We start from the raw sequence: 23,576 nt of genomic DNA on the forward strand, positions 1-23,576 counted from the left end.
TTCTTGCCAAATTGTGCCTGCTTGCTCCCCTTTCTTTTTCGAGAGGGCGTGCGCTTAAAAACGCTTTAAGTGCTGATGCTTCGCCTAGATACTACCCTGTGTTTTTGTACTGCCTGGCGCACATTCCATCCACAGAAATTACACAAGCTCTTGAGTGAAAATACATGTTTCCAACGAACAACGTAACTTCGAATTGGTAAAGTGTGTAATCCAACCAGGAGGTCTACAGATGGAGGAAACGGGTTCAATCACTTCTTTCAGTGATGTCTTGAAGACGCTACGCAAACAGAAGAAGATCACTCAACGACAGCTAGCGGAAAGATTAGGTGTACACTATAATACAATTTCTATGTGGGAAAGAGGCAATTGCTTACCAGAGAGTAAAGGCGTCGTCCTGACATTAGCAAGGCAGCTAGGATTGAATGAGGAGCAGACCCATCAATTGCTGGAGGCCAGCCTGACCGCTCTTACTCCATATTGGAATGTGCCTTATCAACGCAATCCCTTCTTCACTGGCCGTGAAAGCCTTCTCTCGCATCTTTACGAGTGTCTCTCTCTTGAGAAGAGCGACAGTGCTTCTCACTCCTGCGCATTGTGCGGCTTGGGAGGTGTTGGGAAGACGCAGGTTGCCATCGAATATGCATATCGCCATTTTCAGGAGTACTCTGCTGTTTTCTGGATTCACGCCGAAACGTACGAAAGCCTTCTCTCCAGCTATATTGCTCTCGCTGATTTTCTCCGTCTCCCTGAATATCAGACACGAGAGTCAAGCCAGATTGTTACTGCAACTATTCAATGGCTAAACAAACACAGTAACTGGCTACTTATCATAGATAATGTAGAAGATAGCGCCCTCATTACGCCCCTACTTCCTGTCGCCCGAAAAGGCTCTTTCCTCTTTACAACTCAACTTTCCACTTTGGGGGCGCTCGCTGAGAGCATACAACTCGAGCCGATGACACACATTGAGGGGGTGCGCTTTTTACTCCGTCGTATACGTTCGACTAACCTTGGTCTTGCTCGTTATGAGCATGAAGACGTTACCCAACTGATAGGGGTCATGGGAGGGCTGCCCCTGGCGCTTGATCAAGCTGGCGCATACATCGAGGAATCGCGTTGTCGTATTTCTGATTATCTGGATCTCTACCAGAGGTATGGAACATACTTGTTACAACATCGTGGAAGCGTTATTGTTGACCATCCTGACACGGTTTACGCAACATTATCACTTTGCCTTGAAAAAATACGACAAAGGATCCCTCTGGCAATTGAACTCCTCTATTTCTGCGCCTTCCTTTCTCCAGAGGCTATTCCAGAGGAACTTATTTATGAGGCTGCTGCGCTCAATGATTCACCCCTTGCTCCACTCGCAAAAAATCCTCTCCAACTCAATGAAGTAATTCGGGAATTGCTGACATACTCCTTGCTTCAGCGAGATGCTCGTTCAAGGCTCCTTTCGATTCATCGCTTAGTGCAGGATCTTATCAAGAATATGATGGATGAAAAGAGCCTGTATTTCTATGCCGAGAGAGCCGTACGGGCTGTCAATAACAAATTTCCCGATAGCAGAGCATTTACAAACTGGTCTGATTGCCAGAAGTATCTTCCCCATGCGCAGCTTTGCACTCTATTAATTGGGACGCATAAATTTACTTTCCCAGAGGCCGCACAGCTTTTGTTCCAGGTTGGTCTTTTTTTACTTCAACAGTCCCAGTATACACAGGCTGAGCATCTCTTACTGCAAGCCCTGGACAGGTACCGGAACATACCTGAGGAGGAGTTAAGCGTTGCGGATTGTCTCAATAATCTGGCGACGCTCTATCACGTTCTTGGGAATTATGCACAAGCAGAGTCGATGCTTCAAGAAGGGCTGGCTATCCGTCAGCGCTGTTTGGGTCTGGAGCATCAGGCGTGCGCCGAGAGTTTAAACGATCTTTCCACCGTCTATTTCAGCCAGAAAAAATATATACAGGCCGAAGAGCAGTGTTTGCAGGCGCTCACGATCTGGGAAAAAAATCTTGGTCTCGATCATCCCGATGTCGCAATCAGCCTGAACAACCTGGCAAGCATCTATCAAGCTCAGGAAAAATATGAGCAGGCTGAGTCATTTCTGCTACGAGCAAGCACAATCTGGAAAAAGGTTCTAGGGGAGAGGCATCCAACCCTGGCTTTTGCTCTTGCGAATCTGGCAAAGCTCTATCAGAAGCAGGAAAAAAATTCTCAAGCTCATACCCTTTTTCAGCGAGCGCTAGCAATTAGGGAAGAGGCTCTAGGACCCAATCACCCGCGAGTTGCTCGTAGCCTGCTTGATCTGGCGTCCTTTTACCAATCTGAAAGGGAATACGCTTTAGCTGTTACCTATTCTCAACGAGCTTTTACTATTTTTCAGGAGGCCTTTGGCCTGGAGCACGCCGATACCGTGATGGCCTCCGAGGTGGCGGCTGCGTGTTCGCAAGCACAGTCTGATTTTCTGCAGGAGCCTTCCTCCTACTCTGAAGCTGATATTTCAGAAGCTGGCTGAATTAGCCCCAAATGGGGCCATATTGGACAAATAGTAGTGGGGAAATTTTTTGTCCAATATGGCTTCTTGCCTCGTCCCTGCTGCACTCAACTGTCAAGGCAAATCCTCTCTATTGAAGAGAGCTCCAACTCTATTTGTTGCATGCAGGTATTGGGGTTACTCAACGTCAGTTCTTGCGAGCTGAAAGCGGTTCCAAAACCAGACACCAGGAAACTTATTGCTAAAAGCAAAAAAAGAAGTAAAAAGAAGTAGACCCTCGTCAACGAGAAGCGGTATTTTTCCCATAGTTGTGTAGCCATATGCTTTTCCTCTCTTCTGTACCTGGCTTGAAATATGAAAAAAATATTCTTTTACAAAGCCAATACTACACTAAAGCATTCACAAAATAGATGTGTTTTTTGATGGAAATGAGAGGCTCTGTCAGACGGGGGTACACATTGATGTTAGTATCTCGGAAATGCCTTTCCCTCTTGATTTTGTCTAAAAGCAGCCCCTACCCCTGTAACCCCAAATCCAACGATCAATGCCAGAAAAAGATCGACAAGATAGGCAAAAATATAAATAACGAGTGTATCTTTTAATGAGGTGTATCGTGAGATCGAGCCGAAAAGGATTACAAGATAGGAACAGGCATCGACAAAGAGAAAACAGGCCAGAGCGATCAAACAGGCCAGTGCTGAATATTTCCGCGTGAAGTAACCAGTAAAGAAGTAGACTGGAGTACAAAGAGCAGTAACGATTAGACTGATCACGATGTTTCCTTGATACAGTAAACCGAAAAGATATGAGCTGGCAAATATGCTGAAGAGCGCATTACTCACAACTGGAGTAGTAAAAATGATTGTGGTAACAATGACAATTCCTGCCAGGATAGCCCCAGCTAAAAAACCATGCTTGAGCACGCTTATCGTATTTGAGTGTTGTGACGGAGTGTATCGGTGAGCTTGTGAAGTTGAGATTATTGTTGGTTCCTCCATCTGATTATCTTGATACTGCATGCTATACTCCTTTTCATGGGAAGAGTGAAAGAGAATTCGTTTCCCTGCAATGGGGCATTATAACCGTATGGATAATATATATAAATTTGGAGTTTGGCTGTGAACTGCTTCACAGCTTCGAGTGGGCCTATAGACATACCATTAGAGCAAAGGGGCTCGTTGCCACCCGATTTTCCTTATATTGAAGCTCCATTCAACGGAAAGGATCTACCTGGATGCCTCTCACGAAAGAAGGTACCACTATTGCCTCTGTTCCGGCACTTCTCTACTTCCACGATTCGAGAGAGGCATGTGCTGAGCGAGGTACGGTATTGTTCTACCATGGCTTTGGCGGGAACAAAGAGAAGATCGAAGCCCATCCAGTCAGCCTCGCGCAGGCCGGGTTTCTGGTGATTAGCCTGGATGCTGTCGGGCATGGGCAACGACGCTACCCCCACTTCACAGAGTTGTTCAATGACGAGCGCTGGGTAAGGGAACCAGAAGCCACTGAGGCAGATTATCTTGCGATTGTGCGCCAAACGGCAGCTGAAGTGCCGCAAATCATCGACGAACTGCTCTTCTGTGGGTGGGCACAACCCGAGCGTCTGGGCATCGGGGGGATCTCGATGGGCGGCGAAATCACCTACGCGGCCGTCGTCAACGAATCCCGCTTGCGCGTGGCGACCCCTATACTTGGCTCTCCTGAGTGGGAATTACCCTGGCCCGAGAGCCCGCACCGGCATGTTGAGCGTTTTTTTCCGGTCGCTCTGTTTTCCCAAGCGGCGGCGGCGGATGAGGCAGTACCAGCCCGCTACATCCGTGCATTTCACGAGCAACTCACGCCGCTGTACGCCTCTGCCCCGGAGCGGCTGTGCTACCTGGAATATCCCGATGTTGGTCATGGACTTTCACCACACCTGTGGGAAACGTCTCGTCAGCGCATGGTAGCCTGGGTCGAGCGGTTTCTGAAAATATAAGCGTTCCTCTGCGCGGCGCACTTGTCTCCGCAGAGAAGAGGCGAGACTACACTCTTGCTGATCCGTGTTCACCTCTCAGATAACGGACTAACTGGCCGAAGACGGTGTCCAGCTTGATAATAAAAAAAGACCGCTTGTGTGAGCGGGTGAAACGGCGGTGTCCTATTTTCCCGTGGGGCTGCCCCCAAAGTATCGTTGGAGCTGAAGAGCTTAACTACCGTGTTCGGGATGGGAACGGGTGTACCCTCTTCGCAATAACCACCGGTTCGCCTGCGCATACAAGCGGTTCCGATTGACATAGTGAATAATACCATCCTCTTGGCGATTTGTCAATACTTTTTTTGCAACTTCAGAGGTTCTCTATGAACGCACAGCAAGTCAATGAGGAAAATGGCACACTCTCCCCTTTACTGAGAAGGGACCCTGTCCTGCCATCCGTTTTTGTGAGACTCCGCTCATCAATCCCTGCATGTAGGCTAGAGCTCGCTGATGAGACTCTGAAGGAGCTCGGTGGGTTGATCCGCCGAGCTTCCTGGATGAGAGTACGCACTCCTGTCAGACCCGAATGGCTTGTCTGCCCGTTGCCAGCAGATAGGCTTCTTCCAGACTGGGGTCACTGACGACGGCAGCCTCGTGCGGGCGGGCGGCACTGACGATACGCAGCGTGATGCCGTTCATCTGGTTGACCATCGTGCTAACTTGATAGGCCGCCTGCAACTGCAAGGCAGTGGCTTGATCGGTGGTCACACTCCAGACCGATCCTGCGGTGTGTGCTAACAACGCCGGAGGCGTTGTATCGGCCAGCACACGCCCCTCCTGCAAAATCATTAATCGATTGGCCACGGCCTCTACATCGCTGATGATATGCGTACTCAGAATGATGATCCGGTTGCTGGTCAGGCTGGCAAGCAGCGTGCGGAACCGCACACGCTCGGCGGGATCAAGTCCCGCAGTCGGCTCATCAACAATCAAGAGTTCGGGGTCGTTGAGCAGAGCCTGCGCGATGCCGATGCGCTGCTTCATGCCGCCGGAATAGGTGGGCAACTTGCGATCGGCCTCCTGCTCCAGATTCACAATCTCCAGTACCTCATCGACGCGCCGATTGACGAGCGACTTGGGCAGCCCTTTCATCGCGCCCAGGTAGCGCAGGAACTGTCGTCCAGTGAACTCCGGGTAGATGCCAAAATCCTGTGGCAGATAGCCCAACACCTGCCGGAGCGCCTCGCTATGAGCACGGATATCCTGGCCGTTCCAGCGGATGCTCCCCTCGGTGGGCTCCAGCAGAGTCGCGATCATCCGCATCAAGCTTGTCTTGCCAGCGCCATTGGGGCCAACCAGTCCCAGCAGGCCCGGTTCGCAGTGCAGCGAAAGCTCACGCAGCGCCCAATGCTGCCCATAGCGCTTGCTCAGGCGTTCAATTGTCAATTCCATCATTGTTCTCTCTTTCTTTTGAGCGCGCTCCCTCCCCGGAAGGGAGTTACGAGCGTCTTAGTGAAGCACGTCGCGAGGCCGCCTGAAAGCGAGGGCCGCCGCCAGCACCAGCCCCAGGCTGAGCCCGGCCAGCAGCAGGTGTGGCGCGAACCAGCCCGCGAGGTCGGGCATCTTGTTCTCAACGGAGAGAATGAATTGCTGCAGTTGCGCCTCGTTCGTAATCGTCGGATTGAGGTGAATAGCATAGGAAGGAAGCAGCCCAAGCGCGGTTATCCCGCTAGTCGGGTCCCAATTGACATACCAGGCAGGAGGGGGAGTGGTATTGCCGCCCAGTCCGAGGGGGATCACCAGCGCCCCCACGATCCATGTCACCATGATTACCACCTTGACCAGTGTGGACAGGCGTGGGAGCAGGGTGCTCAGGGCAAAACCGAAGCTGCTGACCAGGATCGTCGCCGGTAAGACCATGCCGACCCAGAGAAGCAGCACATTGCCAATCTCTGGCGCCGGATAGTCGGTGATGGTCAGATGTAATAGCCCGCCCATCCCCAAGATGGAAGCCAGTAACAGCAGCGCCAGTCCCAGACTCATCACCAGGCCCGCCAGGTAGCGTCCCCAGACATACGCCCAGGTTGGTAGCGCGGTCGTCATGAGTAGTTCGTGGGTGCGCCGGTGTACATCTCGCGTCACGCCATCAGCCGTGAGAAAGGGCAGAAGGAGAACCAGCATCACCAGAACTGTTGGAAGGGTACGAAGAAGCCCCCCCGCGCTGGTTCCGGCAATGAAGCCACTGAGCGATTCATCACTTCCTCCCCCTATGCGACTCACGCCTACACTAAATTGATCTGGCGCGTGCAAGGCCCATGTCATGAGGAGCAAGAAACCAAAGAAACCGAGAGCCTGAAGCCAGAAGAGGCGGCTGGCGAGAAAGCGACGAAATTCCCAGACCATAACGCTCAGGAGCGGACTTGGGCGCCCAATCGCTCGGGTTTGTTGGCCGGTGCCGGTCAATGCAGTGATATTCATGCTACTCTCCTTTTGTATATTCGAGTTTGTAGGTGCGACACTTGTTGCACATGCCTCTTACGAGCCAGCTCTCAAAAAGGTTCGCGAACCTTATGGACGAGGGAGCAGGCGGTGCATGTCAGCGTGGAGGCGCAGCAGCGCGATGGCCAGCAGCGCGATGCCAATGCAGCCCGGTAGTACCGAAAGCTCAGGTGTGAGCAGGAGTGCCTGAAGATTGGTGATGCTGCCGATGGCCAGGATAGCCAGCCAGCTCCCATAGGCCAGGGAGGCTGCTGCCTGGACCGGGAGGCGCAAGGAGAGCAGCAGAGCCAACCCCACGACTAGGAGCAGGGGCATGAGCCAGGAGAGTGTTAGCGCCAGCACATGCTCAGCGCCGCCCGCCCAGAGCACAAGACCCAGCGCAAGACCCAGACCAACGTCATAGCCCAGCACAATTACCAGCCGGGCCATGACCAGCTGTAGCGGCGAGGGCGGGCAGACCAGTTCCAATTCCAGCACCCGCGCTCCTCTCCCGCGAAAAGCGACGAGGGTTCCCAGGTAGGCCAGAAGTGGTCCGCTGGCGCGCAGCACCATTTCCTGATCGGAAAGGATTTTGCTCAACACGACCACTGAACCCACCAGGGTCACGAGCGCGCTCACCAACCAGAAGCCCAGGCCGAAGAGGCTGACTTGGGCGCGGGCTGTTGCCAGTAGCAAGGAGAAGTTCGCGTGCCGACGCTGCTGATGCGCGCGGATGGCCTGGCGCACGGGTGAGAGTGTCGGCAGTTCTGTCGTCAGCCGGGCAAGCAGACGCCGGGTGTCTGCGGGTTCAGGCTGTGGTGCCTGCCACTCGGGCAGGCGATGTAAGACGGGGAGCAGATCGGCACACTCATCTGGCGAGGCACCTTGCTCGCGTAGCAAGTCTGCCAACTGCTCTGGTCGCTCAAACGGCCAGGGTGATTGGGAATGAGACATCTAATCCACTCCTTCCTGTACTGGGGCCAGCATAGCGCGTAATCGATGAATGCCCACCGAGAGCCGCGATTTGACCGTACCCAGCGGGATGTGAAGCGTCTCAGCGATTTCTTGTAAGCTGAAGCCTTGATAAAAACGCAGCACTACCACAATGCGATACTCCTCACGAAGCTGAGCAATCGCTGCCCGTACCTCGCTGTCCTGCTCTGTCGCCAGAGCGCGTTCTTCTGGGCCAGGAGTGCTGTCGTACATGTGGAGCAGCGTTTTCTCCTCATCTCCCCCTCGCCAGCCCTGGCGCACTGCAGCGGACTTGAAATGATCGCGTGCCAGGTTGGTGGCAATTGTATAGAGCCAGGGCTTAAATGGGCGAGCAGGCTGGTAGGTGCCTTGTCGCAGCACACGTAGCAGGGTCTCCTGAACCAGATCTTCGGAAAGCTGTCGATCGCCTCCGACGAGACGGTAGAGGTAGCCGAGTAATGGGCTATGGTGACGTGTGACCATCTCGGCTAATGCCACCTGATCGCCTACCTGAACCGCTGCCATCAACTGTTCATCGCTTCTTTCTTGCATAAGGCTTGGCTTTGTGGGCTCCTTCAGTAGTATGCTCTTTCCTGTTACGAGCGAGAGCCACAAAAGGTTCGCGAGTGCGAGGCAAGGCAGAAGCCTGATCATCTTCTCGGAAAGGGATGATTTTGAGGTCTTGATTGGCTCACCATCGTCTGTTATCTTCACTACAGGTACCTTTGTGCTCACTGTGACCACGCGCTTTAGTGGTCCAGGAGGCAGGAAAACAGGAGGGGGATTCTTCTTGAGAAAGGGTGACGTAACAATGACAGAATGGTCCGAGCATTTTGTTCAGGTCAATGACCTGACAATTCACTATCATCGTGCAGGTGATACAGCGAAACCGGCCATTATTCTTTTGCATGGCGTTATGGACAACGGGCTTTGCTGGACGCCTGTGGCACGCGATCTGCAGGCGGATTTTGCGGTCTATATGCTTGATGCACGCGGGCATGGGCGTACAGGTGGCGCACTAGAAAATTTTTCATATAGCGTGCTGGCGGAGGATGTCGCAGCCTTTATTGAGGCGCTGGACCTACAAAAGCCCTATGTATTTGGTCATTCCATGGGTGCGATGACCGCGGCTGTTTTGGCTGCTCAGGTTCCTGAACGTGTTCGGGCTATTGTGTTGGAAGATCCGCCTTTTCGGGATGGGCCTCAGACTGAAAAGCGCGATGGTGAATCAGCGCCGGGATTTGAGCAGATGTTGCAGTGGATTCTGAGTCTGAGAGCGCTTTCGCCAGAAGAGCGACTGGTCATGGCCAGAAAGGACAATCCCAATTGGGGTGAGGCTGAGCTTGCTCCCTGGGCAGATTCAAAGGCTGAGTTCAACCCCGAGGTATTTCACCATTGGCAGGCGAATATTCCCTGGCGTGAGGTGCTGGCACGTATTGCCTGCCCGGTTCTGCTGGTCACTGGAGATCCTGAAGCAGACGCCATTGTCACACCTAACCTTGTGCAGGAAGCCAGTCACCTCTGGCATAACGGAGAGGTTGCGCATATACAAGGTGCTAGACATTGCATTCATCGTGATAGATATAATGAGGCAATGGCTTCAGTTCAGGCATTTTTGCGCCACGCTTGATAATCTTGCACTTTTGCAGAGCGCATGCTCTATTGCAAATGCAACACTAGCCCTTTCTCTGAGGAAAAGGCTGGCGTTGCATCATTCTCTTTTCATGGTACAATAATGTCTTGTCAGCCCGCTTCTTCATCAAGCGGTTCTCTATCTACGCATGGACGGCGTGACAGATGCGTCCAGGGAGGTGCCTATGAAAATCACAAAAATGTCCCTCATTTTGATGCGAAGGCTTCCCATCACACTGCGCGTTTTTTAGTCCATGGCAGTATGGACCCCTAGGGATTGTGTATGTCCCTCACGGGTGGAGCGTGATGGCGAGAGCTTTCGATCCTGTTGAAGATACTCTACAACAAGGTGGAGAGAGCTATCATGTCTCATATATTAGATACGCTGGCGGATAGGCCAGCTTTTAGCGTTCCTTTCCCCGTAACGCATTCTATTCTCGCGCCAGAGGCCCTGCTTGCCGAGGTGCTGCCTCTGTATGACCTGGATGAGCAGGTTAGTTGCCTCTTCCTGACGCGTGGTGTCAATGATACCTATTTGGTACAGTCAGGCACGACGAAGTATATCTTGCGTGTCTATCGCGCGGGCTGGCGCTCGCTCTCGGATGTGCTGTATGAGATTGATGTTGTGCGCTATCTTGACCAGAAGGGGACTGCTGTCTCCATGCCTGTGTCCCAGAGGGATGGCGGCTTTGTCAGTACGCTTCTGGCGCCCGAGGGGCCACGCCAGGCTGTGTTATTCACCTATGCACCGGGCGTGGAGCTGGATCGGCATGGAGCCAGGGACAGCTATCTACATGGTCGCGTGCTAGGAGTTATGCATGACGCCGCCAGTGGGTTTACAAGCGTCTGGCAGCGTGCTCCTCTCGATCTCTCGCTCCTCGCTGATCAATCGCTTCAGACGATTCAGCCGCTCTATACTGGTTCTGCCAGCGATTGGGCTTATCTGGAGGAACTGGTGGAGCGTTTGCGAACGCGGATACAGCAACTCGCGGGCCAGGGCTTAGATTGGGGCGCCTGTCACGGAGATAGCCATATGCTAAATGAGCATATGGACGAAGGAGGCACGATTACCCTCTTTGATTTTGATTGTTGCGCGCCGGGCTGGCGGGCCTATGACCTGGCCGTGGTACGCTGGTGCGAGGGCTTTTATAACATGGACCCCGATGATACACTCTGGCAGTCCTTCCTCAAGGGCTATACCGAAGTACGTCCACTGGCCGAGGTGGACCTGGCGAGCATTCCCGCGTTTGTCGCGCTCCGCGAGGTCTGGCATATCGCGCTTGTGGCCTCGCTCCAGCCCTCTTCTGGGGCCAGGGGCTTTGAGCGCATGATGCAGAGAACCCTGCGCCTCCTGCGCGAGTGGGAGGTGAAGCTGTAGCCCTTTTGGACAGTTGTTTCCTTCCCCTCCGTACAGTGTGGGTTGCTTGTGCTTCTGGTATGCTATATGCACCGCGAGTGGTTATCATCTAACGCTCACTTATCACATTGTATTGGAGGGCTGGTCAGTATGCAGTTTACACATTTGGTACTTGCAACACATAAGCTCAAGGAATTGCGTTCCTTTTATATAGATACCTTTCGTCTGCCCCTGGTAGAGGAGGATGCGGAGAGCTTTACCTTTGACGCGGGGGCGACATGCGTGACGTTTCGCGCGACAGAGCAGGTGGATAGCGTTTATCATTTCGCCTTTACCATTCCGCGCAATAAGTTTGAGGCTGCGTATGCCTGGATCAGTGCCTTGACAGAGCCAATAACGCAGAATGGTCAGAATCGCTTTCTCTTTGGGTCCTGGAATAACTCTTCGGTCTACTTTTATGATCCTGCCGGCAATAACGTCGAGTTTATTGCGTTACATGATCTGGAGAATGATGCGCCGGGAGCGTTTGAGCCGATGCGGGACCTGCTACGTGTCAGCGAGATTGGCCTGCCGGTCCATTCTGTGCCAGCCGAGATTGAGGTGTTGAAGCGTGACTTTGCGCAATCGGCTTTTCGTGAGAGCGAGGGTCCACAATTTGCCGCCATAGGCGACCTGGATGGACGCTTGATTGTGGTGGAGATTGGCCGATCCTGGTATCCAACGGAGGTGGGGGCGGTCGTGGCGCCAGTAACGGTGCGGATGCGTGGGCCACGCCAGGCTCACCAGCAGATAGAGGGCCTGCCTTACACGCTGGAGCAGGTTTCAGAGTAAGCGTACTGCATTGGGACGAAAGGATTGCCAGGATGCAAGAAGTGTTACAGACGTATGTAAGCGAGAATTTTTGTTATCTTACGACGACGGGGCGTAAGAGCGGCAAGGCGCACACCATCGAGATCTGGTTTGCCCTGGAGGGTTCAACGCTCTACATGCTCTCGGGAGGCCGTGACAAGGCGGATTGGGTCAAGAACATTCAGCGCCAGCCTGAGGTGGAGGTACGTATCAAGGCCACACGTAAGCAGGGGCGAGGGCGGATAGTAGCCGAGGGCAGCGAGGAGGATGCGCGAGCGCGCCAGCTCGTCTTCTCCAAGTACGCCCCCCGCTCCAACGAGGACTTGCGTGACTGGTCGCGCCGCTCCCTGACCGTGGCGGTGGATATAGTGTAAAGGGAACAACTTCTCTCCACCACATACCCTTACCCTATGCAAGGTCCCAGAGGGTGGGGGTGTGGTGAGCCGGGGTGCCGCGCTTTTCGAGTTGGGAGACGGTGACGCCGAGGAGGCGTACGTGGCCCTGGGGACCAACTTGATCAAGGAGGTCTTGAATATGGTGGAGCATGGCCTCTTTCGCTTGAAAGGCTTGAGGAAGCGTGGCACGGCGCGTCATGAGCTGGAAGTCGCTCCAGCGGAGTTTGAGGACCACAGTTTTGGCCTGGAGATCGAGTTCGACAAGGCGACGCTCGACCTTCTCGGCGAGGTCTGTGAGGATGCGTATGACTTCTGCATGCTCTGACAAAGCGAGATCTTCCGCCAGGGTGGTCTCTTTGCCGACCGATTTGCGCACGCGGATGGGTTCGACCGAGCGCTCGTCTTCTCCACGCACATAGTGGTAGAACATGCTGCCGCGCTCCTGGAAGAGCTCGCGCAGGCGTTCCTCGCTCAAGCTCTTGAGGTCGGCCCCGGTATGGATGCCATACTCCTGGAAGCGCGAGGCCGTGACGCGCCCTATGCCGAAAAATTTCTGGATAGGGAGGCTTTCAAGGAAGCGTGAGGCCTGCTGGGGGGTGATGACCGTCAGACCATCGGGCTTCTTATAGTCTGAAGCTAGTTTGGCGATAAACTTGTTATAGGAGACGCCAGCAGAGGCTGTGAGCTGGGTGCGCTCATAGATGCGCTGCTTGATCTCGCGTGCGACATGGGTGGCGGAGGGGATGTTAAATTTGTTGTGAGTCACGTCCAGGAAGGCTTCGTCGAGCGAGAGAGGCTCGACCAGTTCGGTGTAGTCGTGGAAGATCTGCATGATCTGAGTGGAGACGGCACGGTAGACCTCGAAGCGTGGCGGGACAAAGATGGCGTGTGGACAGCGCTTAAAGGCCGTGCGCGAGGGCATGGCGGAGTGAATGCCAAAGCGGCGCGCCTCGTATGAGCAGGTCGCGACCACGCCACGGCGATTGGGGTCGCCGCCGACGATGACCGGTTTGCCGCGTAGTTCCGGGCGGTCGCGCTGCTCAATGGAGGCGTAAAAGGCGTCCATGTCGATATGAATGATCTTACGGCCTGGGTGTGGCATATTATGATTGCATGCACCAGGCCTGGATAAGGCGTTCAAGGCGCTCCTGGCCTGAGTGGAAGTGCTCAACTGGCAGGCTCTCGTTGGGCTGGTGGGCCTGCTCGATCAGGCCGGGGCCACAGATGTAAGAATTGATGCCGATGGCCTGGAAGGGACCACCATCGGTGGCGTAGGGTGCGCCCTGCTCGCTGTGTCGTCCCATCACGCGAGCCAGGACCTCGATAAAGGGATCATTAACGGGCGAGTTCAGTGGCGGGACTGAGATGGCATCGCTGACAGAGACGCCACACTCGGGTGCGGCCTTGCGCATCTCCTGTGAGATCTCACGCTCGATACGCCCGCGCAGAGTCGTGATGATCTGCTCGACGTTATCGCCGGGCGCAACACGCATGCTGGTCGTTAACTCGCAGGTTTCGGCGATCATATTCGCGGCGAGGCCACCCTGGATAACGCCGTTATTGAAGGCCGTCGAGGGATTCTCGGGAAAGAGACGCTGGTTTTCGGATGTGACCTGTTGCTTTAGCTCAAGCCCGGTCTCCTTGATGATCTGAATAACATCGCTCATGCGGTTAATGGCGTTCAGGCCACGGTCGGCGGCACTGCTGTGGCCTCCCTGGCCGCGCACGGAGATCTTGAAGGTCGCGTAACCCTTGTGGGCGTGGAAGATCTCAAAGTTCGTCGGCTCGCCGATGAGGGCGGTCCTGGGTAGGGGAAAGCCCTGGAGTATGTCCGGTAGCTGCTTGACGAGGCGCTGCGAGCCCTGGCCCGCGACCTCCTCATCATAGGTCAGGATAAACATCAGGGGACGGCGCAGCTTGCTGAGGTCCTGTTGCTTCGCGGCCAGGATGGCCTGGGCCAGAAAGACCTTCATGTCTGTAACGCCACGGCCATACAGTTGCTCGCCATCCGTAATCAGTTCTAGCGGGTCCGACTTCCAGCCGGGCTGGCCCTCGAAGGGAACGACATCGATATGGCCCGAGATAATCAGGCCGCCCTCGACCGCGGGACCAGCCCAGGCGATCACCGAGGCCTTGGTCACGTCCTCAATTTCGTCGCGAGCCACCTTCACCGTCAGGCCGCTCTCCTCAAGATAGCTGGCAAGATACTCGGCGGCCTCTAGATTGCTGAGTGCGCTAACGGTATTAAAGCCGATCAGGCGGCGCGAAAGCTCCCATAGCTCTCCTTGTTGCAGCGATGTCATATTAGTATCGTCTCTCCTCTGCATATTTGTCGCGTAATGCTACTTTATCATAACACGTCAGGAATGATATGAGGGATGGGATAGCGACTTTATTTATAGTGCGATAAATACAATTTACTTGATGTGTCGTGAATAAATTTCTATCAAAATGCTCTCTTTCACGCTACTTTTTAAACTCTTGCATTAATGCATGTATGTCGCTAAAAAGTGGTACCATCAGGCTACATTCTAAGCGGCCGGGCCAGAAACTATTTTGAGATAGGTATAATAGCCTTAAGTTTAAGAATGCCTATATTCTGGGGCGCTCTCGTGCTCTCCAATCTTTAAAGAATGAATGGCAAGCTTTTCATTCTTTAAAGATTGGAGAGCACGAGGAATTATAGCTGATCGCCAGGGGAAAGGCATTCGCTCGAAGCATTGTATGATGAGGGTTTACAGATGAACGAACAATTTCGTGGATATCGACTCGTCACCCAACTCGCGAAGAAAACGAAGAGTAGTCTCTATCTAGCCCGACCGATAACGGCACCTACAGAGAAAGTAACCATTAAGATCTTCGATTCTCTGGATTCAGGGATAGATCAAGAGTTTTTTTATAACGAAGTAGATCAATTGATACAGCTGCGCCATCCCTTTCTTAATTCTCTTCTCGATGGAGGTATTGAGCAAGGCCGCCCATATCTCATCAGTCGTTATGCGCCTAATGGCTCGTTACGTCAGCGCCTCAAGAGTGTCAGACCTCTCACATTGGAGAACTCTTTCCTGATCCTCATGCAGATAGGACAGGCGCTTGCTTATACACATGGGTGGAACGTGGTACACGCACACCTCAAACCAGAAAATGTACTTTTTAATGCCCAGGATGAGGCTATGCTAGCGGACTTTATTCCTCCAAGCCTGCTTAAAAGTTATTTTCCTCACCCCTACCTTGAGCAAGAGGATAGCCAGTATCAGGCGCCTGAACAAGAAAAAGGCACCTTTTGTAGCGAGAGCGATCAATATGCTCTGGGATTTATGGCGTATGAACTGCTGACTGGTGAGCCTCCGCATGGGGCAACCACCTTCACCGAAGGCCAGTTTACCCAGATTTATCCTGTCCCACCGTCGCACATTGTTCCTGCATTGCCCCATTATTTCGATGATGCATTACCTAAAGCCCTGGCAAATGATCCTTTGGAGCGCCACGAGAACGTTGCCGCCTTTATTGAGGCCCTTACCGCAGGTCATGTGAATGTAACAATGAACCCATCTCTAGAGATGCTCCTACCACTTTTAACTGGAGAAAAGGGGACATCCACACCCGCTTCCCTGCTGACAAACAAGAACAAGAAGAGTAGCCCTCTTTCACCCAGGGAGAGTATCGCTGTCGCTACGCCGCCCAGGCTGAAGGGCGGCAATGTTCTACTGGAGGCTCAGGAGCGTGGGACAGACAAACCAGCGCCCCTTATACTGTCTCAGACAAGCAACGCGCCCATAATGGGAGCTCCAGAGAGCGCCTTCCAGATTACCCAGAAAGAGCCTTCCCGGGTTCAGACAAAAACGCCAACTCAGCGTAGCAGAAAGGCTGTTCTCATAGGGAGCTTTCTGGCTCTCGCCTGTGTGCTGCTTCTTAGCATCGGCCTACTGCCTCAATTCTTATTATCAGGCAAACAGGGACAGAGACCTACCTTCACCGCGACCACGCCGTCTATGAATGCGACAAAGACACAAACACAAGTACCTGTGGCGCAATCGACGATTACACCCTTGCCAACCGCCACGCAGAAAGCGCGAGTGACTCCATCCCCAACGGCCATAGTAATGCCTACAGCGGCGGCAACTTCGCCGGGTCCCAGACCAACCCCCACCTCACGTCCCAAACCAACTTCCACTCCTATATGTCGATGCCTGCTCCTATGTAAGTGCTAAAGTCATGAAGAAATTTAAAGAGAAAGTATGATGAATCCTAAAGCCGAGTACATTATCCGCTTCTTTTTTGAATGGAAGGGGACATGCTTTTGGAGTGGTAATGATGCAGCACGAGAGCGCTTTGACTATTATATTGAGCCGGAGGAATTACCGCTGTCGGAGAGCACGATCAAGCGAGCCAATGAATTGATAGAATGGCATGATAAGGCATTGAACTGGGAGTATCCTCCTGATCCCGGTCCCTGGCGCCAGGAAGAGTGTGATCGGTTTAATCAGGCGGCAAAAGAGCTTCTCAGTACCGTGCGGCAGGAGTTGGGAGAGCGTTTTGAAGTACTTGATGAGTCTTGGGAGGAGCAGGAAGACCCAGACCTCGACGCCTATTTGCGAGACCCAAAGGGTTTTAAGAGAAAAGCATAGATCAGAGCTGAACCTTACTTCTGGGCGAGCGTTTCATAGATAAGTGGCGAGTGGTCGAAAGGGGATGGTAGGTGCTGAAATTGGAGGCTATTCGCTCAGGAAACCAGAGGAGGCTAAGCGTGATCTGTTACCAGTGTATTTGTGAAGGTTCGACGGCTGCACATATGGCCTGCGCGGTCTGCTCGCGTTGTGGGGGTGGAGCCTGTGAGCGGCATGTGGTTGAGAGTGGACGCATGCATACCGGGTTGAGCGGGGCGGCACAGACGTGGTTGATCTGTACACGCTGTTACTATGGCAATACCTCGGTGGCAGCTCAAGCCGAGAAAGCTGTTTATATACGGGCAGAAGAGGGCGCGGCACAGAAGTTTTTTGCCCGCCTGCCCTGGAAGCGACAGCGCCAGGAGCCTGCGCAGGAGCCAGTATTGCCTAGCGCCAACGAGGCCGTTGAAACGGTCGAGGCCTTCTTGCGTATGATCAAAGTTGAGGCGCAAGATGATGTATTGGTGGAGGAGACAGAAGATACTTCACGCAAGCCAGGCGAGTCTGAGAGCTAAGGTGGGCAAGCACAATAGCATAGAATAAAGCGAGATGGTTGGGGAAGGTCGCTTCCTCAACCATCTCGCTTTTGTTTGCCTGTTTGAATATAGGAGAAGCGCTATAGTCCACTTTGGGGTGGGGCAGTATGCTACCTCTAGTTAGCGGGTTGTTATCTCAATACTTGCAAGCGAAAAGGAGTTGGGAGGCATATATGCAGTTTACGCAACAGCATAAGCAACGCTTACAAGCCTGTGTGGGCGTGACTAGAGATCTCAGTAGCAATCTGGCCGTGGCAAGCACGCTCTGCTTCTATGAGGGTTCGGAGATGCTCAATGCGGGTATTCCCTTAGCTATTGGTTCAGTAGCCAGCGCTGCGCTCAGTACAGAATATACTCATCTCTCCGGTGATGTCCAGCCTGGAGATATGTACGATGTTGCCTATACTGAGCCTCCTCCGCACGCGCGAGGACAGACTGAAACCGCTTTTGAAGAGGTTTTTCGCGCGTTGGCACTCTGCCTCCTCCAACTTGAGGTCGTTTTACGTAATCTCCATTACTCCTACACGCGCCTGCATGCGACCGAGCAGCTACTAATGGCGCAGGCTAGCAATCCCAAGGGTGGCGAGTATCAGGATGCGCAAATGTTCTCGACCCTGCATCTACAGGCCCTCTGGCGCAACCTTGAGTTGAGCGAACACCTGCAAGCGCTGCTTCTTTCAAGCGCGCCTCGCGTGAATATGTACTGGTATCGTGCGAAACAGCGGCTCCCCAACCAGCAGCACTTTACCTACCAGGAAATTGAGCAAGTCCTGACCTCCGCGTGGCAGAATCAAAGGCAGAGCATTGCGACCTACCAGCTTGCCGCCTTTGATATTAATGGACCTGAACTCGCTCTTCAACTGCTCTCGCAGCAGCGCGAGTTCTCTTTTCCAGTGCTCCTGCTTCAGCGTCAATACCACGAAAGCGTGTACTACCTCAACCAGACCTTACATTCCTGTCGGGATCATTTCTATGACGATCTCAAGTAGAGCGAGATAGCCCAGGAAACTCGCCTCCTCGACTATCTCGATTTTTGTTTTTCTCCGAGGCGTGCTCATATATGGACCTCCTGCCTGACGACAACCTGGGGATAGACGGGCTGCCACATCGCGTCCTGCACCTGTTGAATGATATTGGGAAGCTTGGCCCTGGTCAGTCCTTCGGCGGCGGCTGTTTTGGCGACCTCTACGGCGACGGTCGCCGAGACTGTGCGCAGGTTCTCCACATGTGGCAAGAGTGAGGCTCCAGGTTGGTGTACATCTACCAGGCTGGCCACAGCCCTGGCAGCTGCCATAAGCATGCCATCACTGACACGCTGCGCCCGTGAAACAATGGTTCCCAATCCAAGCCCTGGATATAAGAGGGCGTTATTGGCCTGGCCAATCGTGTAGGTTGTTCCTTTGAGCGTGATGGGATGCCATGGGACGCCTGTTGCGACGAGTGCCCGTCCATTGGTCCAGACGAGCAGGTTGGTTGGTGTGGCCTCCATCAGGGTGGTGGGATTGGAGAGGGGGAAGATGATGGGGTGCTCTGTATGGGCAGCCATCTCTTTGACTATGGTCTCGGTAAAGGTCCCCGGAGCCGTCGATGTCCCAATCATAGCCGTGGGATGCACCTGGCGCACGACCTCGGCCAGGCTGATGCCTCCACTGGGCATATCGTGCTGCCAGCTGGAGACCTCGCTGGCGGGACGAGCATAGGCAACCTGGAAATCGCGGAGCGCCTCACCCATGTTATCGACGAGCAGGCCTTGAATGTCGACTCACCAGAAGCGCCGTGTGGCCTCTTCTTGCGATAAGCCCTCACGCATCATGGCGGCGCGTACCTGGTCAGCATTGCCAATCCCAGCGGTGCCTGAGCCAAAGATGACGACACGTTGATCGCGTAGAGACTGCCCGGTGACCTTCATGGCTGAGAACAAGGCGGCCAGGGTGATGGCTCCAGTGCCTTGCATATCGTCATTAAAGGTGCAGATCTGCGAGCGGTACTTCTCCAGAATGCGCCGCCCGTTCCCAGGTCCAAAGTCCTCCCAGTGCAACATGGCATGGGGAAATAGCCTGGTTGCGGTCTTGATATAGACCTCGATAAAGGCGTCATAACGCGCGCCGCGCACCCTGGCATGCCGGTTGCCCAGGTAGAAGGGATCATTGAGCAGGCTCTCGCGATTGGTGCCGACGTCGAGCATGACTGGAATGACGCGAGCCGGGTCGATACCCGCCGCAGCGGTATAGACGGCAAGTTTACCAACTGAGATCTCGATGCCGCCCACGCCCCAGTCACCGATGCCAAGGATCTCTTCCGCGTCCGTCGCCACAATCAGGTCGATCTCATCGGGACCGGCCCCGAAGTTCCGAAATGCCATTTCGATCTCATCGGGATGGTCGATGGAAAGGTAGACTCCATGTGGTCTCCGGTATTCATGGTTATAGTGTTCGATAGCGTGGGCGATGGTGGGATCATAAACGATTGGGAGCATCTCGTAGAGATGTTCGGAGAGCAGACGGTAGAAGAGGACCTCGTTACGGTCCTGGAGGGCGGTCAGAAACAGATTTTTCTGCACATCGCCCGCTTGCTGCTGGTACTGAGTGTAGGTGCGTTTGACTTGCTCATCGATAGTCTTTATCGCGGGCGGTAAGAGGCCATCGAGGTGAAATGTCTTGCGCTCCTGCGCCGTAAAGGCAGTTCCACGGTTTAACATGGGATCGCTCAGGAGATCCAGACCAGTGACCTCGGTCTCCAGGCGTCGATTTCCACCGGATGTGTTGGGAAGTAAGCGGTAATTTCTCATTACGGCATGCCTCTCTCTTCTTTTACGCAGTAAGACCCCTCTAGCTTTACTCTACGTCGTCTATCAATCACGGCAGATGTCTATCAGGACTTCTTGCCACTAAGTTGCCCGCAGAGTTAAGGGTGAGAACATCTCGCCTGGAGAAGAGATAAGCAGTTCCACAATGCTCTTGACATTTGCTGTGGATGTAAGTATACTCCTTACATCCGGGTGTAGTGAATATTGTTACATCGGAGAGGTTAGAAGAGAAACCCACAGTGTAGTGGAATGAGGAAGAGAGCATGAGCGGTAATAGTCGTTTAACATTGGCGGTCCATACCCTGACCTGGATGGCGCGGAGAATGGCGAACTATGGCGATCAGTATGATTTCTCCACGTCGCGAGAGATTGCTGAGAGTGTCAACACCAATCCAGTCACGCTGCGTGAACTGCTGGGGATGATGGAGGAGCAGGGCCTGGTAACCGTTCAACGCGGGAGTAACGCGGGCTGGAAGCTGGCGCGCAAACCAGAGGAGATTACGCTCCTTGAGGTATACCAGGTTGTTAAGCCGCATACTATGTTCACGCTCCATCACACGCCCCCCAATCCAAAATGTCCTATCGGATGCGGCATAGGTCCCGCTTTGCAGGGAGTCTACGCCAATGTCCAGGAGGCAATGGAGGAGGAACTGGCGCGCACAACGATTGCCGATGTTTTGCGGGATACGCTTGCATCCACCGCTGCTATCCATGCGCGGCAGAACGAATGATTGATTTATTAGTCAGATTCCTCGATGTGTTAATTATTACACCGTCAAGAAGGCACTGACATAACCCCTTTTTTTATGCTGCGGTGTAACAATTTTTATTACACTGCGTTGAAAGGCTATTATTTTAATGTCACAAATGACTCAACAACGCTTATTGGCTGAAGCCCATCGGGCGACACGTATAAATCCGCGTATTCTCCTGCTGGCGCTGGGCATGTTTGCGCTGGGGACCGACGCTTTTGTCGTAGCTGGTGTGCTGCCTGTGATTGCTCATGAAACGGGCGTGCCCGTTAGCGTGGCGGGACAACTGGTTACGGCCTTTTCGCTTACCTATGGGTTGGGGGCGCCGCTGCTAGCTGTCCTTATCAGTCGCTGGTTGCCGCATCGCGTGTTGATTATCGCTCTTGGGCTTTTCTGTCTGGCAAATATAGGGTCAGCCCTGGCGCCAACCTTCCCGCTCTTGATGCTGACGCGCATTCTGACCGGCTGCTTTGCCGCGATGTATGCACCCCTGGCCTATACCATGGGAATCGCGCTTGCCCCGCCTGAGAAGCGCGGCCAGGCTCTGGCGCTGGTCGTTATCGGGCTTACTGTGGCGACCGCGCTTGGCTCGCCGCTGGGAACCTGGGTTGGCGAGCACTTTGGCTGGCGCCTCTCCTTTGGCCTGGTGGCGGGCTTGGCCGGAATAGGATTTCTGGCCTTCCTGATCAGCGGTCTGCCCAGGATTGCTACGCCGCCAACCGTATCGCTACGGCAGCGACTCGCGCCCATAACTCAGCCTCGCCTGGTCCTGACCTTGCTGCCCGCGTTGCTGTGGAACCTGGGAATCTATGCCATCTATACCTATATCGGGCCGCTCTTGCAGCAAAATATGCATCTTATGGATCTTAGTGGTATGCTGGTCGCCTTTGGCCTGGGCGTAGTAGTTGGCAACTGGTCGGGTGGTATGATCGCAGATCGTGTCGGCCCACAGCGCCCCTTGCTTGTCTCCATGGCCCTATTATTAATTATGGAAATTGTTATTCCGCTGGTAACGACAACATGGTTGGGGGGACTGCTGGCGCTTTTCGTCTGGGGGATATCGGGATCGTTGCTCTTCATTCCGCAGCAGCATCGCCTCCTGAGCGTGGCTCCTGAGCACGCGAACGTGATTCTGGCTCTGAATAACTCTATGTTCTACCTGGGCATAGCCGGGGGAGCCGCTCTGGGAGGGCTATCTCTCCGCGCTGTCGTGGTAACCCAGCTAGGCTGGATTGGGGCGGCCTGTGTTCTTCTGGCTCTGCTACTGCTCTTTGGCAGTATGCGCTTGAATAGGGAGAGGCTGTGGGGACATAAGAAGCCCACTGAAGAAATAGTGGTTGTGCCTGAGTAAGGCAGAAGAGCCTTTTTATAGCAAGAGGTGTGAGTGGCGAGGCTTTTGCGTGCTACTCACACCTCTTGCTATGTTTCTCAGGTGATGCTACATAGAAGTAACCTGGTTGTGGTGGTGCGGGAGGTGGTGTCCCAGGCGTAGGGAGAGAACGCTGCCTATGCCACAGCCAAGTAGCATGAGTAGGAGGAACAGGTTCTCTCTACCGGAGCCAAGCAGGAAACCGCTGAGAATGGGAGCCAGCACGAAGCCAGTTGTGGAGGCTAGTGAGGCGGTGGCGGTATACCTTCCCTGCATGCCCTCGGGCGCGAGGCTGACTACGAGCGGGAAGAGGCAGGGAGCCATCAGGGTCTCACCCAGGCCAAGCAGGCTGGCCGATAGGCAGAAGAGTATTGCGGCTGAGATCGAAGAACCCAGATAGCCCGCTAGAATGACACAACCCCAGGCGGCAGCCCAGATGAGAAAGAGCAGGGCAAGGGCGCGGGTACGCAGATGGCTGCGCATCCAGCGCAGAACAACAAACTGGAGGACCACAATAACGAAGCTATTGAGGGCGAGTGCAAGGCCCAGGGTTTGTGTGCCAACGTGTCCAGGACTGGTGGCATAGAGCGTGAAGCCATTGGGAAGCTGAGATATCCCAACCGTGTAGAATAGCAGCGCGATTAGCCATAGCAGCCAGAAGGAGGTATCTTTTAGCAAATGACTTAGGCTCAGTGGTGCGGGCTTGTTGCTTTTATCCTGAGCCTCTACCTGGGCGGGCCGGGATTGGGGTGGCAGGGTCAGAAGAATTACGATAAACACGCCGTACAGGGGTGCTTGAGCGATATAGGTGATGAGAAATGTGGACGGTTGACTAGTATTTATAATGAAGCCCGCCACGGTTGCGCCCGTGCCAAAGCCAATATTTACGCCGGTGTAGCGTACCGTGAAGGCTCCAGTTTGTTGCTTAGGTGATACTCTGGATGCCAGCAGAGTTGCTGTGGTTGGCATAACTACGCTTTGTCCGCATCCCAGCAGGAGCAGCGTGGCCGCTAAGGCCTGCCAGGTACTTTGAATAAAGGGTAGGATGCTTACGCCTGCTATCGCTAAACATAGGGATCCGATAAGCGTCCAGCGCGCGCTAAAGCGATCACTGAGGATGCCAGCCAGGGGCGCGGTCACTAAGCCGAAGGCAAAGCCAGTTGAGACAATAACACCGCCAGTGGCGAGCGCGATACCCCGTACCTGGTGCAGGTAGATGACGAAGAAGGGAATGAAGAGTCCTATAGTGAAATGGGGACGCACCTGCTCGTAGATCTCATCAGGTACGCGATCGAGGGAGATCAGCGTG

20 protein-coding genes, 1 rRNA gene and 1 pseudogene are annotated in these 23,576 nt (G+C 53.9%); 12 read left to right on the forward strand and 10 right to left on the reverse strand.

Translation table 11 applies throughout. From position 1 onward, the window contains the following. The first annotated feature begins 229 nt into the window (after positions 1 to 229). Entirely contained in the window at positions 230 to 2,521 is a 2,292-nt protein-coding gene (gene fxsT, locus JMJ16_RS43855; protein WP_201391907.1) for an FxSxx-COOH system tetratricopeptide repeat protein, read from the forward strand. A gap of 443 nt (positions 2,522 to 2,964) precedes the next feature. Here the strand turns inward: fxsT and JMJ16_RS43860 are convergent, their stop codons facing one another. After that, entirely contained in the window at positions 2,965 to 3,519 is a 555-nt protein-coding gene (locus JMJ16_RS43860; RefSeq protein ID WP_201391909.1) for a hypothetical protein, read from the reverse strand. 215 nt (positions 3,520 to 3,734) lie between these two features. Here JMJ16_RS43860 and JMJ16_RS43865 point away from each other — a divergent pair, with 215 nt between their 5' ends. Beyond that, the gene (locus JMJ16_RS43865) at positions 3,735 to 4,475 is read left to right on the forward strand and encodes an alpha/beta fold hydrolase (protein ID WP_201391911.1); all 741 of its coding nucleotides are present in this window, start codon (positions 3,735 to 3,737) and stop codon (positions 4,473 to 4,475) included. Between the two features lie 149 nt (positions 4,476 to 4,624). Here the strand turns inward: JMJ16_RS43865 and rrf are convergent. The 5 genes from rrf to JMJ16_RS43890 form a co-directional block, all read right to left on the reverse strand. Continuing rightward, positions 4,625 to 4,741: ribosomal RNA gene (rrf, locus tag JMJ16_RS43870) — 5S ribosomal RNA — on the reverse strand. A 289-nt stretch (positions 4,742 to 5,030) separates the two neighbouring features. Then, entirely contained in the window at positions 5,031 to 5,909 is an 879-nt protein-coding gene (locus tag JMJ16_RS43875) for an ABC transporter ATP-binding protein (protein WP_201391913.1), read from the reverse strand. A 54-nt stretch (positions 5,910 to 5,963) separates the two neighbouring features. Continuing rightward, positions 5,964 to 6,932 (reverse strand): ABC transporter permease, encoded by a 969-nt coding sequence (locus tag JMJ16_RS43880; protein WP_201391915.1) that lies wholly within the window; start codon positions 6,930 to 6,932, stop codon positions 5,964 to 5,966. Between the two features lie 90 nt (positions 6,933 to 7,022). Further along, positions 7,023 to 7,886, reverse strand: coding sequence for a hypothetical protein (locus tag JMJ16_RS43885; protein WP_201391917.1), 864 nt, complete (start codon positions 7,884 to 7,886; stop codon positions 7,023 to 7,025). After that, the gene (locus JMJ16_RS43890) at positions 7,887 to 8,456 is read right to left on the reverse strand and encodes an RNA polymerase sigma factor (RefSeq protein ID WP_201391919.1); all 570 of its coding nucleotides are present in this window, start codon (positions 8,454 to 8,456) and stop codon (positions 7,887 to 7,889) included. Between the two features lie 259 nt (positions 8,457 to 8,715). Here JMJ16_RS43890 and JMJ16_RS43895 point away from each other — a divergent pair, with 259 nt between their 5' ends. From JMJ16_RS43895 to JMJ16_RS43910, 4 genes are all read left to right on the forward strand, one after another. Continuing rightward, on the forward strand, positions 8,716 to 9,534 hold the full coding sequence (locus JMJ16_RS43895) for an alpha/beta fold hydrolase (RefSeq protein WP_201391921.1): 819 nt from the start codon (positions 8,716 to 8,718) through the stop codon (positions 9,532 to 9,534). Positions 9,535 to 9,900: 366 nt separating this feature from the next. Continuing rightward, complete coding sequence (locus JMJ16_RS43900) at positions 9,901 to 10,914, forward strand: phosphotransferase enzyme family protein (RefSeq protein ID WP_201391923.1); 1,014 nt, start codon at positions 9,901 to 9,903, stop codon at positions 10,912 to 10,914. 129 nt (positions 10,915 to 11,043) lie between these two features. After that, positions 11,044 to 11,724 (forward strand): VOC family protein, encoded by a 681-nt coding sequence (locus JMJ16_RS43905; RefSeq protein ID WP_201391925.1) that lies wholly within the window; start codon positions 11,044 to 11,046, stop codon positions 11,722 to 11,724. Positions 11,725 to 11,756: 32 nt separating this feature from the next. Continuing rightward, positions 11,757 to 12,116: a nitroreductase/quinone reductase family protein gene (locus JMJ16_RS43910; protein ID WP_201391927.1), complete on the forward strand. Its 360-nt coding sequence runs from the start codon at positions 11,757 to 11,759 to the stop codon at positions 12,114 to 12,116. A 34-nt stretch (positions 12,117 to 12,150) separates the two neighbouring features. On the opposite strand, the gene dinB is transcribed toward JMJ16_RS43910, so the two are convergent. Beyond that, a complete protein-coding gene (dinB, locus tag JMJ16_RS43915; RefSeq protein WP_201391930.1) occupies positions 12,151 to 13,239 on the reverse strand; it encodes a DNA polymerase IV in 1,089 nt (362 codons plus the stop codon). 1 nt (position 13,240) lies between these two features. Continuing rightward, positions 13,241 to 14,440: an acetylornithine deacetylase gene (gene argE / locus JMJ16_RS43920; RefSeq protein ID WP_201391932.1), complete on the reverse strand. Its 1,200-nt coding sequence runs from the start codon at positions 14,438 to 14,440 to the stop codon at positions 13,241 to 13,243. Positions 14,441 to 14,878: 438 nt separating this feature from the next. Here argE and JMJ16_RS43925 point away from each other — a divergent pair, with 438 nt between their 5' ends. From JMJ16_RS43925 to JMJ16_RS43940, 4 genes are all read left to right on the forward strand, one after another. Beyond that, a complete protein-coding gene (locus tag JMJ16_RS43925) occupies positions 14,879 to 16,348 on the forward strand; it encodes a serine/threonine-protein kinase (RefSeq protein WP_201391934.1) in 1,470 nt (489 codons plus the stop codon). 27 nt (positions 16,349 to 16,375) lie between these two features. Then, entirely contained in the window at positions 16,376 to 16,765 is a 390-nt protein-coding gene (locus JMJ16_RS43930) for a hypothetical protein (protein ID WP_201391936.1), read from the forward strand. A gap of 119 nt (positions 16,766 to 16,884) precedes the next feature. Next, positions 16,885 to 17,319, forward strand: coding sequence for a hypothetical protein (locus JMJ16_RS43935; RefSeq protein ID WP_201391938.1), 435 nt, complete (start codon positions 16,885 to 16,887; stop codon positions 17,317 to 17,319). Positions 17,320 to 17,513: 194 nt separating this feature from the next. Continuing rightward, positions 17,514 to 18,329, forward strand: coding sequence for a hypothetical protein (locus tag JMJ16_RS43940; RefSeq protein ID WP_201391940.1), 816 nt, complete (start codon positions 17,514 to 17,516; stop codon positions 18,327 to 18,329). 65 nt (positions 18,330 to 18,394) lie between these two features. Here the strand turns inward: JMJ16_RS43940 and JMJ16_RS43945 are convergent. Next, positions 18,395 to 20,128 (reverse strand): annotated as a pseudogene (locus tag JMJ16_RS43945) (NAD-dependent malic enzyme). A 281-nt stretch (positions 20,129 to 20,409) separates the two neighbouring features. Between JMJ16_RS43945 and JMJ16_RS43950 the strand changes: the two are divergent. Then, a complete protein-coding gene (locus JMJ16_RS43950; protein WP_201391942.1) occupies positions 20,410 to 20,877 on the forward strand; it encodes an Rrf2 family transcriptional regulator in 468 nt (155 codons plus the stop codon). A gap of 127 nt (positions 20,878 to 21,004) precedes the next feature. After that, complete coding sequence (locus JMJ16_RS43955; RefSeq protein ID WP_201391944.1) at positions 21,005 to 22,249, forward strand: MFS transporter; 1,245 nt, start codon at positions 21,005 to 21,007, stop codon at positions 22,247 to 22,249. A gap of 87 nt (positions 22,250 to 22,336) precedes the next feature. On the opposite strand, the gene JMJ16_RS43960 is transcribed toward JMJ16_RS43955, so the two are convergent. Further along, complete coding sequence (locus tag JMJ16_RS43960) at positions 22,337 to 23,530, reverse strand: MFS transporter (protein WP_201392354.1); 1,194 nt, start codon at positions 23,528 to 23,530, stop codon at positions 22,337 to 22,339. Positions 23,531 to 23,576 lie beyond the last annotated feature (46 nt).

It is taken from the genome of Ktedonobacter sp. SOSP1-52, from assembly GCF_016587395.1.